General features: G+C 71.4%; 9 protein-coding genes. 6 read left to right on the top strand and 3 right to left on the bottom strand.

The window, feature by feature from the left end:
* Positions 1-234 precede the first annotated feature (234 nt).
* On the top strand, positions 235-603 hold the full coding sequence (locus ACSRUE_RS12060; RefSeq protein ID WP_441291119.1) for a PDZ domain-containing protein: 369 nt from the start codon (positions 235-237) through the stop codon (positions 601-603).
* Positions 604-621: 18 nt separating this feature from the next.
* Here the strand turns inward: ACSRUE_RS12060 and ACSRUE_RS12055 are convergent, their stop codons facing one another.
* Positions 622-1,017 (bottom strand): YbjN domain-containing protein, encoded by a 396-nt coding sequence (locus ACSRUE_RS12055; RefSeq protein ID WP_437764291.1) that lies wholly within the window; start codon positions 1,015-1,017, stop codon positions 622-624.
* A gap of 443 nt (positions 1,018-1,460) precedes the next feature.
* On the opposite strand from ACSRUE_RS12055, the gene metK reads away from it, so the two are divergent.
* Together metK and ACSRUE_RS12045 are read left to right on the top strand one after the other, a co-directional pair.
* A complete protein-coding gene (metK, locus tag ACSRUE_RS12050; protein ID WP_441291118.1) occupies positions 1,461-2,711 on the top strand; it encodes a methionine adenosyltransferase in 1,251 nt (416 codons plus the stop codon).
* 323 nt (positions 2,712-3,034) lie between these two features.
* The gene (locus ACSRUE_RS12045; RefSeq protein WP_441291117.1) at positions 3,035-4,336 is read left to right on the top strand and encodes a hypothetical protein; all 1,302 of its coding nucleotides are present in this window, start codon (positions 3,035-3,037) and stop codon (positions 4,334-4,336) included.
* Between the two features lie 64 nt (positions 4,337-4,400).
* Here the strand turns inward: ACSRUE_RS12045 and ACSRUE_RS12040 are convergent, their stop codons facing one another.
* Positions 4,401-5,036 carry a phenylalanine--tRNA ligase beta subunit-related protein gene (locus ACSRUE_RS12040; RefSeq protein ID WP_437764288.1) on the bottom strand — a complete coding sequence of 212 codons (636 nt, stop codon included), beginning with the start codon at positions 5,034-5,036 and terminating at the stop codon, positions 4,401-4,403.
* Positions 5,037-5,359: 323 nt separating this feature from the next.
* Here ACSRUE_RS12040 and ACSRUE_RS12035 point away from each other — a divergent pair, with 323 nt between their 5' ends.
* Positions 5,360-8,035 (top strand): O-antigen ligase family protein, encoded by a 2,676-nt coding sequence (locus tag ACSRUE_RS12035; protein ID WP_441291116.1) that lies wholly within the window; start codon positions 5,360-5,362, stop codon positions 8,033-8,035.
* A 58-nt stretch (positions 8,036-8,093) separates the two neighbouring features.
* Positions 8,094-9,356, top strand: a complete 1,263-nt coding sequence (locus tag ACSRUE_RS12030) for a hypothetical protein (protein ID WP_441291115.1) — start codon at positions 8,094-8,096, stop codon at positions 9,354-9,356.
* Here ACSRUE_RS12030 and ACSRUE_RS12025 read toward each other — a convergent pair.
* Entirely contained in the window at positions 9,353-12,835 is a 3,483-nt protein-coding gene (locus ACSRUE_RS12025; RefSeq protein ID WP_441291114.1) for an FG-GAP repeat domain-containing protein, read from the bottom strand. The two genes, ACSRUE_RS12030 and ACSRUE_RS12025, sit on opposite strands and share 4 nt — an antisense overlap.
* Before the next feature lie 266 nt (positions 12,836-13,101).
* Here ACSRUE_RS12025 and ACSRUE_RS12020 point away from each other — a divergent pair, with 266 nt between their 5' ends.
* Positions 13,102-15,390, top strand: a complete 2,289-nt coding sequence (locus ACSRUE_RS12020; protein ID WP_441291113.1) for a GumC family protein — start codon at positions 13,102-13,104, stop codon at positions 15,388-15,390.
* Positions 15,391-15,400: the final 10 nt, after the last annotated feature.

Below are 15,400 nucleotides of genomic sequence, written 5' to 3'. Positions count from 1 at the left end.
CCTGAAGCCCCACCGAGAACCGCGCTTCGCACCTCGCGTGCGGACGCGACAGGCACACTCGGGCGCTCCCTTCCTGTAAAGTCACATTCTCTCGCCTGCGGCGATCTGACGTTCGACGAGCGCGCGCGTCCGCTCGGGCCGGTCTGACGTGGCGGCCGCGTCCCGCCGCGCGCTCCGGGGGGCGCCCTGCGAGAATGGCGGCGCGCCGGGGCTCCTCGGCGCTATGGTGCCGCGGTGGCAAACAGGTCCTGGAGCGCGGCGCTCCTGCTCGTGGCCGCAGGGTGCACCGCGGGCGTGGGATCCATCGGCGCTGTCCTTGGGCGAGATAACGAGTCGCTGGCGCTCTACGTGCGCGACGTGCCGCCGGGCCTCGCCGCCGAGCGGGCGGGGCTGATCCCGGGCGACGAGATCATGATGATTGATGGCGTGTATGTCCGGGATCTCTCGTCGGCGGCGGTGCGCGATCGGCTCCGCGGCGCCGTCGGGAGCGCCGTCGAGCTCACCGTCGTCCGCGGGCGCGACGTGCGGCGCGTCCGGGTCGTGCGCACCGAGCTGAAGGAGCACGAGGGGCTCAAGCCCAGAGAGGAGCAGATCCTGCCTTGAAGCGGGGTCGGTGACCGCTCATGGCGCGGCGAGCGCCACGAGCTCGGCATAGTGCTTGTTCGCGTAGAAGGAGAGCACGTCGACGGCGTCGCGCACCTCGCTCGGATCGAGGTCCTCGAGGCGGTACTCGACGCTGAGAATCACGTCGCCCTCCTCGTCGGCCGAGAGCTTGGCCATGTTGATCTCACGGTTCAGCTGGAGCAGGCGCCGCACGATCGCGTCGCCCTCCTCGAGCTCCATCGGGAGCCGCACGAACGGGATCACCGCGAAGACGACGAAGGGGGGCGAGAGCCGCACGAACAGCGGGAAGAGCCGCTCGGCCCCCTGGAAGTCGCTGCGCATGCTGTCGTTGGATACGACCTCCACAGCCCAGCCCTCGCGCTCCAGGCACGCCTTGATCTCGTCGAACATCATGCGCGGCATCATAACCTCTGGCGGCGCGGCGCACTCGGGGCGAGCGCGCCGGATCGGCGGCCCGACGCCCCCCGCTCGTCCGGTCTCGCGGGCGACCCCGCCGGCAAGCTCCCCGCAGTCAGCGCAGCGCCTTCACCAGGGAGCGCGGGCGCACCGGGAAGCAGGGAAGCAGCGAAGCGAGGAAGCAGCGAAGCCGAGTGAGAGTGCTGCCCAGGCAGCAGCCTGCGCGGAACGTCGGTGCGGGTCGACAGCGACAGCCGCCCGGCACCGTTCACACCGACAGCCCACACTGACAGCCCACACCGACAGCCCACACCGACAGCCCGGAGGCAGCTCGTCCGGCCGGCGCTTTTGTCCGCGGAAGGCCGCGGCTCGCGTTGACGGTGCCCCGCGCTCGAACTATGCGTAGAGGTCCGATTTCGAGTCCGCCGAAGGAGCGATTCATGCGCCGTTACCAGTTCACATCCGAGTCCGTCACCGAAGGACACCCCGACAAGGTGTGCGACCAGATCTCCGACGCCATTCTCGACGGGATCCTCGAGAAGGATCCGACGGCCCGCGTCGCGTGCGAGACCCTGGTGAAGACGGGGATGGCCGTCGTGGCCGGCGAGATCACCACCTCGGCGTGGGTCGACATGCCGGTCGTCGTGCGCAACACCATCAAGGACATCGGCTACACCGACGCCGCGATGGGCTTCGACTACGAGACGTGCGCGGTGCTCACGGCGATCGAGAAGCAGTCGCCCGACATCTCCCGCGGCGTCACCGAGGGCGAGGGCCTCTTCAAGGAGCAGGGGGCAGGCGACCAGGGGCTCATGTTCGGTTATGCGACGGACGAGACGTCGGAGCTGATGCCCTCCCCCATCAGCTATGCCCACCGCCTCGCCCGGAAGCTCGCCGATCTCCGCAAATCCAAGAAGCTCGACTGGCTGCGCCCCGACGGCAAGACCCAGGTCACGATCGAGTACGAAGATCAGACGCCCGTGCGCGTGAGCGCCGTCGTCGTGTCGACGCAGCACGGCCCCGAGGTCAAGCACAAGACGATCGTCGACGCGGTGCGGAGCCTGATCATCGAGAAGTGCATCCCGGCCAAGCTGATGGATCGGAGCACGAAGATCTACGTGAACCCCACCGGCCGCTTCGTGGTCGGCGGCCCCTTCGGCGACGCCGGCCTCACCGGCCGCAAGATCATCGTCGACACCTACGGCGGCATGGGCCGGCACGGCGGCGGCGCCTTCAGCGGCAAGGACCCGACGAAGGTCGACCGCTCGGCCTGCTACTACGCGCGCTACGTCGCGAAGAACGTCGTCGCGTCCAAGCTCGCGGCGCGCTGCGAGGTGCAGATCGCCTACGCCATCGGCGTCGCGCAGCCGGTCGGCGTCCACGTGAACACCTTCGGCACGGGCCGCGTAGGTGAGGACGTGCTCGAGAAGTACATCATGCAGAACTTCGACATGCGGCCGAAGGCGATCATCGATCAGCTCGATCTGCTGAAGCCCATCTACCGAAAGACGGCCGCGTACGGCCACTTCGGGCGTGACGAGTTCACCTGGGAGAAGACGGACCGCGCGGCCAAGCTGGCCGAGGACCTGCTGCGCCCGACGCTCGCCGCGGTCCCCGCGACCACGAACGGCGCCGGCAGCAAGAAGGAGCCGAAGCGCAAGGGCAAGAAGGAAGCGGGCGCCCAGGCCTGATCGTTCAGAGCGCTCCGCCCGCTGCGTGTGAGCGGGGCGAACCGTGGACGGCCCCTCGGAGAGGCCGAGAGCGCCGGCGCTGTCGAAGCGCCGGCGCTCTGCGTTTTGTCGCCATGACCCGCGTCTCCTGGAACGCGCATGACCATGGCGCCTGGGTCGGATGCGGGTGCCACGATGTGGGCATTCACCTCACAAAAAAGCACCGACCTTTGCCGGGATGGGCTGACTGCTGCGGCCGCTTCTGCTGATAAAATCATCGACGACTCCCGTATCGCCGGATCGACCCGAACCTCCCTGGTTCCATGCGACCTCGAGGAGCACCGATGAAACCTTGGTTGAATTTCTTGAGCCTCATCACCGCGGCAGGGTGTCTGGGCACGGCCTGCACCGGGAACATCGGACCGGTAGGCGGCCTTGATGTCGGGGAGGGCGGCGCCGCGAGCAGCTCCAGCACCGGCGGGACACCGACCACGACAGCCGAAACGACGGCCGACGCGACGACCGCCGCCACGTCCGCGGGGGTGGGTGCGGGGGGCGCGGGCTGCAGCGGCTCGCCGGAGGCCGACGACGACGGCGACGGCTTCACGGAGCTCGACGGCGACTGCGACGATTGCAACGCGCTGATCAACCCGCGAGCGCTCGAGCTCCCGACGGTCGGTGGAGAAGGGGGAGCCTCGCCGGAGCCCGTGGACGACGACTGCGACGGCATCCCCGACAACGTGCCCGAGCCGTGCGACGACGGGATCCCGCTCGACGACCTGGATCCGCTCAACGCCGCGAGGGCGGTCGAGCTGTGCAAGATGTCGTCCGGGCCCCGCGACTGGGGCGTGGTCTCCGCCGCCTGGGTCATGGTCGACGGCGCGCCGCCGCCGCAGGAAGCCCAGCTGCTCGCCAACTTCCACCTCGGGCACGGCATCCTCCCCAAGTTCGGACCCAACGTCCCGCCGAGGGCGGGCACGCGGCTGCTCGCCCTCTCGAGCGGCACGGCGCGGACGGCGGACGACGAGGGGTTCGAGAGCCCGCAGGGCTTCGACAAGAAGTACGAAGGCGAGTTCCCCGAGGGCTTTCCGAAGGACCCTCGCAACTGCGAGGATCTCGTGCCGGCGAAGCCGTCCGATCCGACCGCCGTCGAGATCACTCTCCGGGTCCCGTCGAACGTCCGCGGCTTCGCGTTCAACGTCAATTACGTCACGTTCGACTGGCCCGTCGTCTGCGACAATTTCAACGATTACTTCGTCGCGTTCCTCTCGCCGCGGCCGGCCAACCTCATCGATGGCCACATCCTGTTCGACAGCGAGAGGAACGCGATGAGCGTCAACAACTCCTTCATCGACGTCTGCGCCTGCGCGGACGGCCCGCCCTGCGATCTCGACGAGAGGGTCTACGCGTGCACCCGCGGGACCCGGGAGCTGCTCGGGACGGGGTTCGAGAGCCGCGCGGGGACGAGCTGGCTGGTCACCTCGGCGCCCGTGGAGCCGAACACGGAGATCAAGATCCGATGGGGGGCCTACGACGCCGGAGACCATCAGCTCGATTCGACCGGGCTCATCGACAACTGGCGGTGGCTCACCGACAAGGACGAGAGCGTGATCACGCTGCCCGACCCCCCTGCGCCGGCGCCGTAGGGCGCATCGCGGCAGCGGCGGCGCGCCGGCGTGCGTGGGAGGCGATGGCCCGCGCGCCGGGCGATCAGGCCGCGATCGGCGCGTCCGAGGTCGCCGCGCCGACGCCGGCGAGCAGCTCCTTGTACCAGGCGGCCGCTCCCGCGGCGCGGCCCGGAAGCGCGCGGCTGCCCCAGAGGACCGAGAGCGTGCGCGTCGTCCCCGCGTGCGTCTTCGTGCGCTGCGCGTCCTTCACGGCGTTCGCGCACGGGCCGTCCGCGTCGAAGACGCAGAGGAGCCCCTCGAGGTCGATCTCCTGCCCCGAGGCGTTGAACACGTAGCGGGCCCCAGCGGGCGCGACCTCGATGCGGAGCGGCGGGCGGGCGCGGTCGAGATCGATCACGCTGATGGGAAGGCCCGTGTGCAGCGACACGGCGTTGCACGCGTCCACGGCCGCGTTGATGGCCGCGAGCGATCCCCCCTCGGCGGCGCGGATGAGGTACTCGGAGGCCGGCTTGCCCCGGCCTGTCGGCTTGTAGCCGCCGTGCCGGAGCAGATCGCGGACCGCCGACCGCACGCCGTCGTCCGAGCGGAACGGGGCCGAGGCCTTGTCGGACAGGAGGCCGCGGAGCGCGTCGCTCCCCTGCAGCTCGCCGAGCGGCGCGGGGAACGTCGTGACGAAGGCGGCGACTTCGAGCAGAGGATGCGCCGAGAGCGTGAGCACGCGGCGCACTCTACACGAGCGGCGAGGCTGCGCGAGCGCCTCCTCGGAGCAGGTCGTGATCGGCGAGCTGGTCGCCGGAGGCGTGGTTGGGCGCGAGCGCGCTCAGCGCCTTGGACGACCGCTTCGTGATCAACCGCTCGGCGTCGAACGCGAAGGAAGGCCCCTTGATGCGCGGCGGCGCGCGGCGGCGCGCGACAGCGCTCCTGGATGGATGCTCGTCATCTCACACTCTCTCGGTCAATCCCGCGAGTGCGCAGGTCGACTCGATGGTGCCGTGAGCGACCCCGTCCCTCTGCGGCGCAGATCGACTACCCTGGCCGGCCGTGACGACGGACTCCCCACGCCCGAAGCTAAGGTCGCCCGCCGAGCTCCGGCGCTCGATGGGCGCCGCGGCGCGGAGCCGCCCAGGAGGCGCCGCACCGCCGCTCGCCGAGCGCGTGATCCCGTGGCTGCTCGGGGCCATCGTCGCCGGGTCCGTGCTCGCCATCGGCGCTGTCCATACGCCGACGCTGGCCCTCGTGTCCGCGGTCGTGGCGATCGCCGCCGCGCTCTCGCTCCGCGCCAGCGCGCTCGCCGGCGAGCCGTCTCCCGTGAAGACGCTGCCGGCGCTCACGCTGCTCGGCCTGACCGCGTATACGCTGCTGCAGGCCGCGCCGCTGCCGCTCGCGTGGCTCGAGCGGCTCTCGCCGGCGAGCGCCGACATCTGGTCGCGCTCCCTGATGCCGCTCGGCGAGGCGGCGCCGCGGTACGCCAGCGCCTCGCTCGACCCCGGGGCCACGCTGGTGGAGGCCGTGAAATGGCTGACCTATACCGGCGTCTTCATCACGGCCGCGTTCGTCGGCGCGCGGCGCGGCGCGAAGCTCGGGATCACCCTGGTCTTCGGCAGCGCGTTCCTCGCCGCGCTCACGACGATCGCCCACGGGCTGCTCGGCGCGACGACCGTCTTCGGCCTGTATCAACCGCGGTTCTCGGTGGCGTCATGGCACGTCGGGCCGCTGCTCAACCCGAACAACCTCGCCGGTTACCTGAACCTCGGCGTCCTCTCGGGGGTCGGGCTGCTGCTCACGAGCAGGCCGCTCCTGCCGCCCTGGGTCGCCGGCGTCGGCCTCACCACGATCGTCGGGGTCGGCATCATCGCGTCGTCGCGCGGAGGGCTGCTCGTGCTGCCGCTCGGCCTCGCCCTCTTCGCGTTGCTCTCGCGGCGGCGCGGCAGGCACCGCTCCGGCCCCCGCGGCCGGGGCGCGGCGGCCTGGCTGTTGAGCGTGGCCATCGGCGGCGGCGCGCTGCTGGCCGCGCTCGCCGCGACGAACCGCACGCTCGCGGAGATGGCGGACGACAACCTCGACAAGCTGTCGCTCTTTCGCTCGACGCTCCCGCTGCTCGCGGATCACTGGCTCCTCGGCGTCGGGCGCGGCGCGTTCGAGACGGTGTTCCCGGCGTACCGACAGTCGCCGGGGAACATCGTGTTCACACACGCCGAGAACGTGGTGATCCAGTGGGCGGCCGAGTGGGGCGCTCCGGTCGCGGCGGCCTCGCTCGTCGCGCTCGGCGCCGCGTTTCGCCCGGGCAAGATCGCCTTGCGCGCGAGCACGGCGGCGCTCGGCGCCTGGGTCGGCTGCGCGGTGCTCGTCCTCCAGAACCTGTTCGATCTCGGGCTCGAGGTGCCAGGCGTCAGCATCGCGCTCGCGACGACCCTGGGCTCGCTCTGGGGTGAGGCCCATGGCGAGCGGCCGCGGCACGAGGCTCCGGCGGGCGAGCCCGGCCCGGAGCGGCGGCGGCCGTGGCAGGCGGCGGCTTGCGCCGCGGCCTCCGCGCTCGCGCTCGTCTCCCTGATGGTGCGCTTCGGCTGGCGTGACGTCGACCACGACCGCCGGTCGCTGCGCGCGCAGAGCGACGCCGGCGCGGCGAGCGGCGCCGGCTGGCCACGCTTCCGCGAGGAGCTCCGCGCGGCGATCCTCCGCCACCCCGCGGAGCCGTACTTCCCGCTGCTCGGCGCGGTCGCCGCGCTGCGGGGCAGCGGCGAGAGCCCCATCCCATGGCTCCAGCGCACGCTCGAGCGCTCGCGCCGCCACGGGCGCGCCCACCTCCTGCTCGCGGAGGTGCTCGCGTCGCGCGGCGCCAAGGAGCAGGCGCTCCTGAGCCTGCGGCTCGCCGTGGAGGACGACCCCGGCGTGACCGACACGGCCGCGGGGCTCGCCCGGCAGTGGACCCACACGTGGGAGGAGCTGCAGCGGGCCGTGCCGGAAGGCAAGGCCGGGGTCGCGGTGCTCGAGCGCATGGCCACCGCGGGCGACCGCCGGGAAGAGGTCGAGCTGCGCCTGCGCTGCGCGGAGGAGGCGATCGCACGCGACCCCGCGCGGGTCGGAGCGCACTGGGCTGCCGGCGATGCGCTGCTCGCGATGCTGGAGGTCCCGGGCTCCGCCCGCTGCGGCGGTGACGACGGGCGGAGGGCCGCCTGCGAGCGGGAGATCGAGGCGCACGCGGCGGCGGTGCAGGGCCTCGACGACGACTCGTTCTTCGCGGTCCAGCTGAGGGCGCGGCTCCTCCTCCTGGGCAAGAAGAGCGCGGAGGCGGAGCAGCTGCTCTCGGGGAGCTGCGAGCGGCTGGACAATCGGGCCGGCTGTCTTCGCCTGCGGGTCGTCGCGGCGGCGCAGATGGCCTCGTCCGAGAAGCTCCTCCCCGCGCTCCGCGAGCTGCTCTCCGCGTCGTGCACCACGCTCGCGGCGTGCGCGGCGACGTCGACCTGGGCCGGCGATCTGCTCACGGCGCGGAAAGACCATCCGTCGGCCGTGACCTACTACGCGCGGGCAGCGCAGGACGAGCCGACCGAGGAGCGCCTCCTCAAGCTGGCCGACGCCGCCAGCCGAGCGGGCGCGCACATCGAGGCGTCGAAGGCGCTGGAGCGCCTGCTGCAGCGGCGCGGGGGGCAGGACCCTGCGCTGCGCAAGCGGGTCCTCGAGGAGAAGGCGAAGGCGCTGGCGCCTTCGCTCAGCCCGTAGGTAGATTGCGCACGATCGTGGCCATCTCCGCCTTCCTCCCCGTCCTTCGAATCGCCCTGTGAAGCTGTCGTCGTTGCTGCGCGCTGGGATGCACGGCGGCGCCGGGGTCGCCTTCGCGGTCATCCTGCCTCGCGCCGTCTCTCTCGCGGCCCAGTGGGTGCTTGCGGTGTCGGCCGACCCCGCGGCGCTCGCCGCGCTGGCCAACTACATGTCGCGCGGGATGGTCGTCGTCGCGCTGGTCTCCGCCGGCCTCGCGCCGACCCTTGCGCGCCGCGCGCGCGCCTTCGCGACCAGGGAGGGCCGCGCGCTCGTGGGCGGCGCCCTCGCGCTCGTCGCCGTGTTCGCCTTCAGCTGCACGCTCGCCCATGAGCTGATCACCGGGCTGGGCGGGACGGCGGGTTTGGTCACCGCGCTCTTCAGCGCGTGCTCGCTGCTCGCCGCCGCCTCGCCGAGCATCTGGCCGAGCTGGCAGCTCCGGGGGCGGTATGTGCACGCGCTCGCGGTGCTCCTCGTCTTCTCCCCGGGCGCGTCCATGCTGGCCGCGCTCGCGGGGCGCCCCGATGCCGTCGCCGTCGCGGTCGGGCTCGCCGGCGCCTCGCCTGCGCTGCTCCTCCTGCGCCCGACCCGGCTCCGGCGCGCCGCGCGTTACGCGATGCTCATCGTCCGGCGCGCGGTCCCGTACTCCATCGCGAACTTCTCGACGGTCATCGTTTACCCGATCTCGCTCAGCGCCAACCTCAAGCTCATCGGCGACCATCGCGTGGGGCAGCAGGTGCTCTACTGGTCGTTCGCCACGGTGCTCTCCCAGGCGTCGCAGGCGTTCGCGGCGCGCGCGGTCGCGGGCGCGAGCAGGTCTGGAGACGCGGCGGCCTGGCAGGCGCGCGCCGTGCGCGCCTGGCTGCCTCCGGCCGCCCTGCTCTCGCTCCTCGGCGCGGCCATCTATGTGATCTTCACGGTCCGGATCCCCGGCCTGCCGCACTCGGGCGCCGCGCGCGACGCGATGACGATGACGATGCTGGTCTCCGCGGTGGCTCCGCTCGTCACGGACGCCATGTGCATTTACTTCTCCGGCCCGGGTTCGCGCCGCGTGCTCGCGGCGGGCAGCGTGCTGAGCAGCGCGTGCGTGGCCGGATGGCTCCTGCTGGCGCCGGCGCCCCTGGTCCGCCATTTCGGCGTGTTCGGCCCCTCGGTGCTGGTCGGCGTGGCGCGCCTCGCCTTCGTGATCGACGCGCCTGTGCGGCGGTACACGCTCGGCGCGATACTCCTGCTGAGCGCGGCGTTCGCGCTCACGCTGGCGCTCGGCGGGGGCGTGAGCTTCTAGCGCGCCGGCCGCGCGTCGTGCGGCCAGCGCCCGCGAGGTGCCCTGGTCGCGCGGCGGCTCGGCGGCGCGCTCGCCGTCCCGCGGGCCCGGCCGAGGGCGACGAGCGCCAGGGCGATAGCGCCGAGGCCGGCCGCCCACGAGGCCGGACGCTGCCCCGGCGCCTCGGTGCACACGCAACCACGGCCGTACAGGAGCGTGTCGTCCCACCCGGCCGCGCCGGCTCCGCCAGGACCTGCGCTGCCGGTGCCCCCTGCTCCGCCATCGCCGCCACCCCCTGCCCCGCCGCCGGCGCCGCCGGCGCCTCCGGCGCCTCCGGCGCCTCCGGCTCCACCGCCGCCTCCCCCTTCGCCCTGCGGCATCCTCACGATCACGCCGTCCGACCCCCGGTCCGGCGAGAGCCCGGCGGCAGAGACCGCGCGCACGCCGACGTAGTACTTCGCCCCATCGAGGAGCGGCAGCCCGCCGACCGAGGCTTCGACGACGTCGCCCACGTCCTGCCACGCAGGCGAGCTCAGGTAATCCCCTTGCCCGCCCACGACCGTCACCTGATACGACGTCGCGCCATCGACCTTCGACCACCTCATGTGGAGCGTGTCCCTCGTCTCGATCTCGTCGATATCCTCGCCCCGCTCGCCGCTGCCCGGATCGACGTCCCAGACGAACTCGGGCGCCGGCAGGATCTCGTGTCGCATGTTGTAGAGGTAGCCATCTGCCACGCTCACGAGGATGTCGTCGTGGCCGTCACCGTCGGTGTCCGCGAGGCTCGGTGAGCCGACGGGGCTGCCGAAAGCATATGACCACACGAGGCGCGCCGAGCACGCGTCGACCGCATAGAGGAAGCCGTTCGTGGAGCCGACGATGGCGGTCGGACCGGCGGACGCGCGCCCGGTCAGGTTCCGCGAGATCGCCACGTCTCCGAGCTGGCCCATCGGGGCGCCCGCCTGCGCCGCGGCGTCCTCCGCGTCGAACGCGCCGTCGCCCGCGAGGACGATGAAGCTCGATTGCCCCCCGCTGGCGGCGTCCAGCACGGAGAACGTCAGCCGCGCCGGATTCATGAACGACCCCTCGACGAGGACCGTTTTGCCGTCGCAGCGCGCGATCGCGCCGTGCGGATAGGGACGGATGTCCTCCGCGCCCCGCCACAGCGCGGCGCTCAGGTCGTGCGGCAGCGCCCGCGCGGGGGCATACCCCCCCTGCAGGGTCATCTCGAGCCGATGATCTCCCGACACATCGGCGAGGATGGGCATGAAATAGAGCACCGTCTCCGGGTTCTCGCCGAGGGGGCTGCCGTTCCTGCCCGAGAGCACCTTGGCCCTGTTGATCGCGACCGCCACGTCCTCCGCGCCGTCTCCGTTCCAGTCGGCGATCGCGACGGCCTGGGTGCCGGCGGAGGCGTCGATACGGTGTCTCCACCGCTCGCCGCCGCCCCGTTCGATCGCGACGACCTCGGTGTGCAGGCTCGGATCCACCGTGACCGCCACGAGCTCGCGCGCGCCGTCTCCGTCGAGATCCCCGTGCAGCACGTCCCACGCGGGGGGCTTCTCGAGCGGAGTTTCGCTCGTTGGCCTGCCGTTCGCGTCGAGCGTCGCGACGGCGTACTTCGCCGGGTCGGTGAGCGGGTGCAGCCGCCTGAAGCACGCGAGCGTCGCGGGCGAGCTCCCCTCGGCGGGAACGATGGACGCGCCAAACGCGTCCCTCACGCGCCAGGCGGGCTTGGCCGGCGCCACGTTGCTCGCGCCGTCGGACGCGACCCGGACGAGGTCGCCCCGGCTGTCGACGACCACGACGCTGGCGGCGGCGTCCTCCGGAGAGAACCTCGCGGCGAGCGGGGCGCGGCCGAAATTGACGAAGGCGCCCGGGCCTGTGTAGAAGCCGCCGACGCGCATCCCGGGCAGGACGTCGCGCCCCTCCCGCACGAGGTTGGAGGGCCCGAACGACGCGTCGAGCAACGTGAGGAACCCGTCGGCCCGGGAGACCACCAGCCGCGGCCACGACGGAGCGCTCGCGACGGGCAGCTCGAGCGCCGCGACGCCGCTGCCAGGCTCGACGGAGTAGACGGCCGCGACCGTCGTCCCGCCCCCCTGCATGTCGACCGCGGTGAGCGCCACGGGCTCCGACGTCGACTCGAGCACGAGCTCGCCGCGTCCGTCGCCCGTGAGATCCGGAGTCACCAGCGAGAAGGCGAGGTTCGTCCTGCGGGATCTCGCCCAGTCGAGCCGCGTGCGCACCCGCTCGCCGTCCAGCGACCAGAGCCTCTCCAGCGAGCCTCCGGCGGCGCGGCTGAACCGGTACGCCGACACGCGCTCTTCGCGCGACGCGACGAGCCATTGCTCGGAGCCGGCGTCTCCCTGGACCGCGCCCTGCGCTATCGCGTCGGGAAGGGTGGCGAGCACGGCGCCCGTGGCGGCATCGAGCACGAAGGACGTCCAGGTTTCGCCCACCTTGCCGCTCGCCAGCACCTCGAGCGCGCCGTCGCCGTCGAGATCCCACGCGAGGCGCGTCGGGGCGCGGGCGTCGCCGCCGTCATTGGGGCTGAGGGTCTTTCGCCAGACCACAGCGAGCGACGGGATCTCGTCCGGCCTGTACGCGAGCAGGGTGACCTCGCGCGCGCCCTGGTTGCCGCGGACCCGATTCTGGAAGCAGAGCGCGTGTTGACCGGGGCTCGCCCGATCGCCCATGGTCACCGCCTCGCAGACGGCCCCGCCGAGATGGGCGCCGATGCTGGCCGACTCCGCAAAAACGTCCCCCGAGCCCGAGACGAGGAACAGCTGGTCATAGGAGGACACGAGGAGATCGTCCGCGCCATCTCCGTTCCAGTCGCCCACCGTGTCGATCGTCGCGTTGCAATGCACGCGCCGCGGAGGAGGAGGCAACCGCTCGACAGCGCCGAACCCCCTCGCGAAGCTGTAGATGACACCCGGGCTGTCCGTGCGCACGCTGCAACAGCCGCACTCGTCCAGGAAGAGATCGAGATAACCGTCGCCGTTGAAATCCGCGAGGCGCGCGGCCCCGAGCGTTCCGAGCTCCGAGGCGTCCTCGCGCCACAGGACGGCTCCGCTCGATCCATCGATGACCGCCGCGCCCGCGCCGCTCAGCGCGACGATCTCGACCCGCCCGTCTCCGTCGAGATCGTCGACGGAGTGCAGCGTCTGCAATCCCAGCGATGGGGTGCTCCAGCGGACGAACCCCAGCGGATCGGAGAGGACGACGCGGCCGCCGGACACAAAGAGCAGGTCGATATCGCCGTCCTGGTCCGCGTCCCCTGCGAGCACCCGGCCTGTCGAGAGGACACCGCCGAGGTACGCCCGCCAGTAGGGCGCCGGCTTCACGATATTGCTCGTGGACGACGTGGCGCCCGTGCGCTGCGTGTCGTGACGGGCAGATGGCCAGTCGGCGAAGGCCGAGGCCCCCTCGAGGAGGAGCGCAGAGCAAACCGCGCTCGCGACCGCGCCGCGCGCCATGAAGGACGATCGTTCCATTCTGACTGCCCGAGCGCGTTTTTCGCTGCCGAACGCGCGGCCGGAGTGTACTGCATCGGCGCGAGCGTCGCACCGCGCGAGAATGTGCCGCACCTCGCCTCCCCGACGCCAGGCCGCCGCCAGGCCGCGCCCTGCCACAATGCGCACACTGTACTACATCGTCCCCCCTGGTAAGAACCCCGGCTTGAATTTTGGAGACGCCGCGGGCACCTTACCCCTCCGCGCGGACCTCTACCCTCCGCGAAGGCGCTTCGAGCGCATGACTTATGGCCGACGAATCCAGAGCCCCCTCCACGACCGCTCTCCGCGACGAGATCACAGGCGAGCGCGCGTTCGACCTCGTCGTCACCTGGCGAACGGTCAGCAAGCACTGGGCCATCGCGCTGACCACCCTGCTCCTGGTCGCCCTCAGCGTCACGTTCTATACGCTCGGGCAGAAGAAGATCTATCAATCGGCGGCGACGGTGCAGTTCGATCCGAACCCTCCTCGGCCGCTCGGCCGCGGGGTCGACACCGTGGTCGACATGGGCGCCGGCTCGTACTGGAATAACCGCGAGTACTATGAAACCCAGTACAAGGTCATCCGGTCCATCCGGGTGGCGCTGGCGGTCGTCGCCCAGCTCAACCTGCAGAACGATGCTTATTTTCTGAAGGACCTCCCGAAGGACGCGGCCTCGCCCGGGCCGATGTCCGTGACCCCGGAGGAGGCCGCGGAGATCCTGCGCGAGCGGCTCGCTGTCGAGCCGGTGAAGGACAGCCGCCTCGCGGTGATCCGCTACAACGACGCGGATCGCGAGCGGGCTCAGCGCGTCCTCTCCACGTTGATGGACATCTACATCGAGCAGAACCTCGATGACGCGGTCGCCTCGACGAACTCAGCCGTCGATTGGCTCCGGGCGCAGCTCGACAAGCTGAAGAACGATCTCGAGACGAGCGAGACGTCGCTCCACGAATACAAGCTCAGCAAGAACATCCTCGACGTCGATTTCGAGGACAAGACGAACCTGCTGCGCGAGGAGATGAAGCAGATCAACGACGCTCTCACGTCCGTGCGCACGAAACGTGAAGAGTTCGCGGCCCGGAACCACGAGCTGTCGAAGCTCGACCCGAACAACCCGCTCGACCTCCCCGCCTCCGAGCTCATCCAGAGCCCGGTCCTCCAGATGCTGCGCGCGCGCCAGGAGGAGTGCGTCCGTGAGCGCGACGCGCTCATCGGCTCCGGCAAGGGTGAAAACCACCCCGACGTCCGCGCCGCGACCGAGCGGGTCGCCGCCAACAGGAGCGCGCTGGTCGCCGAGATCAAGAACGTTCAGGGCGCGGTGAGTCGCGATCTCGCCATCGTGAAGCGCCAGGAGGGGGGCCTCGTGGGGCTGCTCGAGGACGCGAAGAAGCAGGCGTTCGAGCTGAACTCCCTCAAGATCGAGTACGATCGACTCCGCAGGACGAAGGACAACACGGAGAAGCTGTACCAGCTCGTCCTGGAGCGCACGAAGGAGAGCGATCTCCAGCGAATGCTGCGGGTGAACAACATCCACATCCTCGATCGGCCGAACCTCCCGCTCACCGCGCTGCGGCCGCGCGTCGGCGTCAACATCGGGATAGGCATCCTCGCCGGGCTGCTCCTCGGGATCGGCGCGGCGCTGGCGCGGGCGATGCTCGATCGCACGCTGCGGACGCCGGATGAGGTCGAGCGGGAGCTCGGGCTGCCCTTCCTCGGCCTCCTCCCGGAGTTCGACAAGCGGGACCAGAAGGAAGCCCAGCGCCGCAGGGCGCGCCACCGCGGCAAGGCCGCGCCCCAGCTGGGCCGGCGCGAGCTCGTCGTGCACGATCAGCCGACGAGCGGGATCGCCGAGGCGGCGCGCGCGATCCGGACCAACCTGCTCTTCATGTCGCCCGACCGGCCTTACAAGACGCTCCTCATCGCCAGCGCCGGCCCCAGCGAGGGCAAGACGACCGTGTGCTGCTGCATCGCGGTCGCCATGGCGCAGGCCGGACAGAAGGTCGTCCTCATCGATTGCGACCTCCGCAAGCCGCGCATCCACCAGATCTTCGGCAAGAGCCCGGAGCTCGGCGTCACCAGCGCGCTGCTCGACGACTCCGTCGTGGACGACGAGAGCGCGCTCAAGACCGAGGTGGAGAACCTCTACGTCATCCCGGCAGGCCCGATCCCGCCGAACCCGGCGGAGCTCTTGCACAGCGGTCGCTTCAAGGCGCTGCTCCAGAAGCTCCAGGGCCGCTTCGACCGGGTCATCATCGACAGCCCTCCCATCGTCGCGGTCACCGACGGCGCCGTGCTGTCGACGCTGGTCGACGGCACGGTGCTCGTCGTGCGCGCCTCCTCGACGAGGCACGACTTCGCGCGCTACGGGATCCGCGCGCTGCTCGACGTCGGCGGCAAGACCGTGGGCGTCGTGCTGAACGCCGTCGATCTGAAACGCCAGGAGTACGGGGTCTACCACTACTATGGTGACAGGAAGGACGGCTATTACCACGCGCCCTCCGAGCCGGCGCCCCCGCCCCCGGCGGACGCTCCTCCACCCCCCTTGCCGAACTGAGGAGCGCCGC

This window comes from Sorangium sp. KYC3313, assembly GCF_052075895.1.
GTDB classification, from domain to species: domain Bacteria; phylum Myxococcota_A; class Polyangia; order Polyangiales; family Polyangiaceae; genus Sorangium; species Sorangium cellulosum_B.
This window is presented reverse-complemented; position numbering and strand designations above follow the sequence as displayed.

Coding starts and splice junctions, on each gene's coding strand:
- ACSRUE_RS12055 (WP_437764291.1), bottom strand. CDS start 1,017: ATGATGTTCGACGAGATCAAGGCGTGCCTGGAGCGCGAGGGCTGGGCT.
- metK (WP_441291118.1), top strand. CDS start 1,461: ATGCGCCGTTACCAGTTCACATCCGAGTCCGTCACCGAAGGACACCCC.
- ACSRUE_RS12045 (WP_441291117.1), top strand. CDS start 3,035: ATGAAACCTTGGTTGAATTTCTTGAGCCTCATCACCGCGGCAGGGTGT.
- ACSRUE_RS12025 (WP_441291114.1), bottom strand. CDS start 12,835: ATGGAACGATCGTCCTTCATGGCGCGCGGCGCGGTCGCGAGCGCGGTT.
- ACSRUE_RS12020 (WP_441291113.1), top strand. CDS start 13,102: ATGGCCGACGAATCCAGAGCCCCCTCCACGACCGCTCTCCGCGACGAG.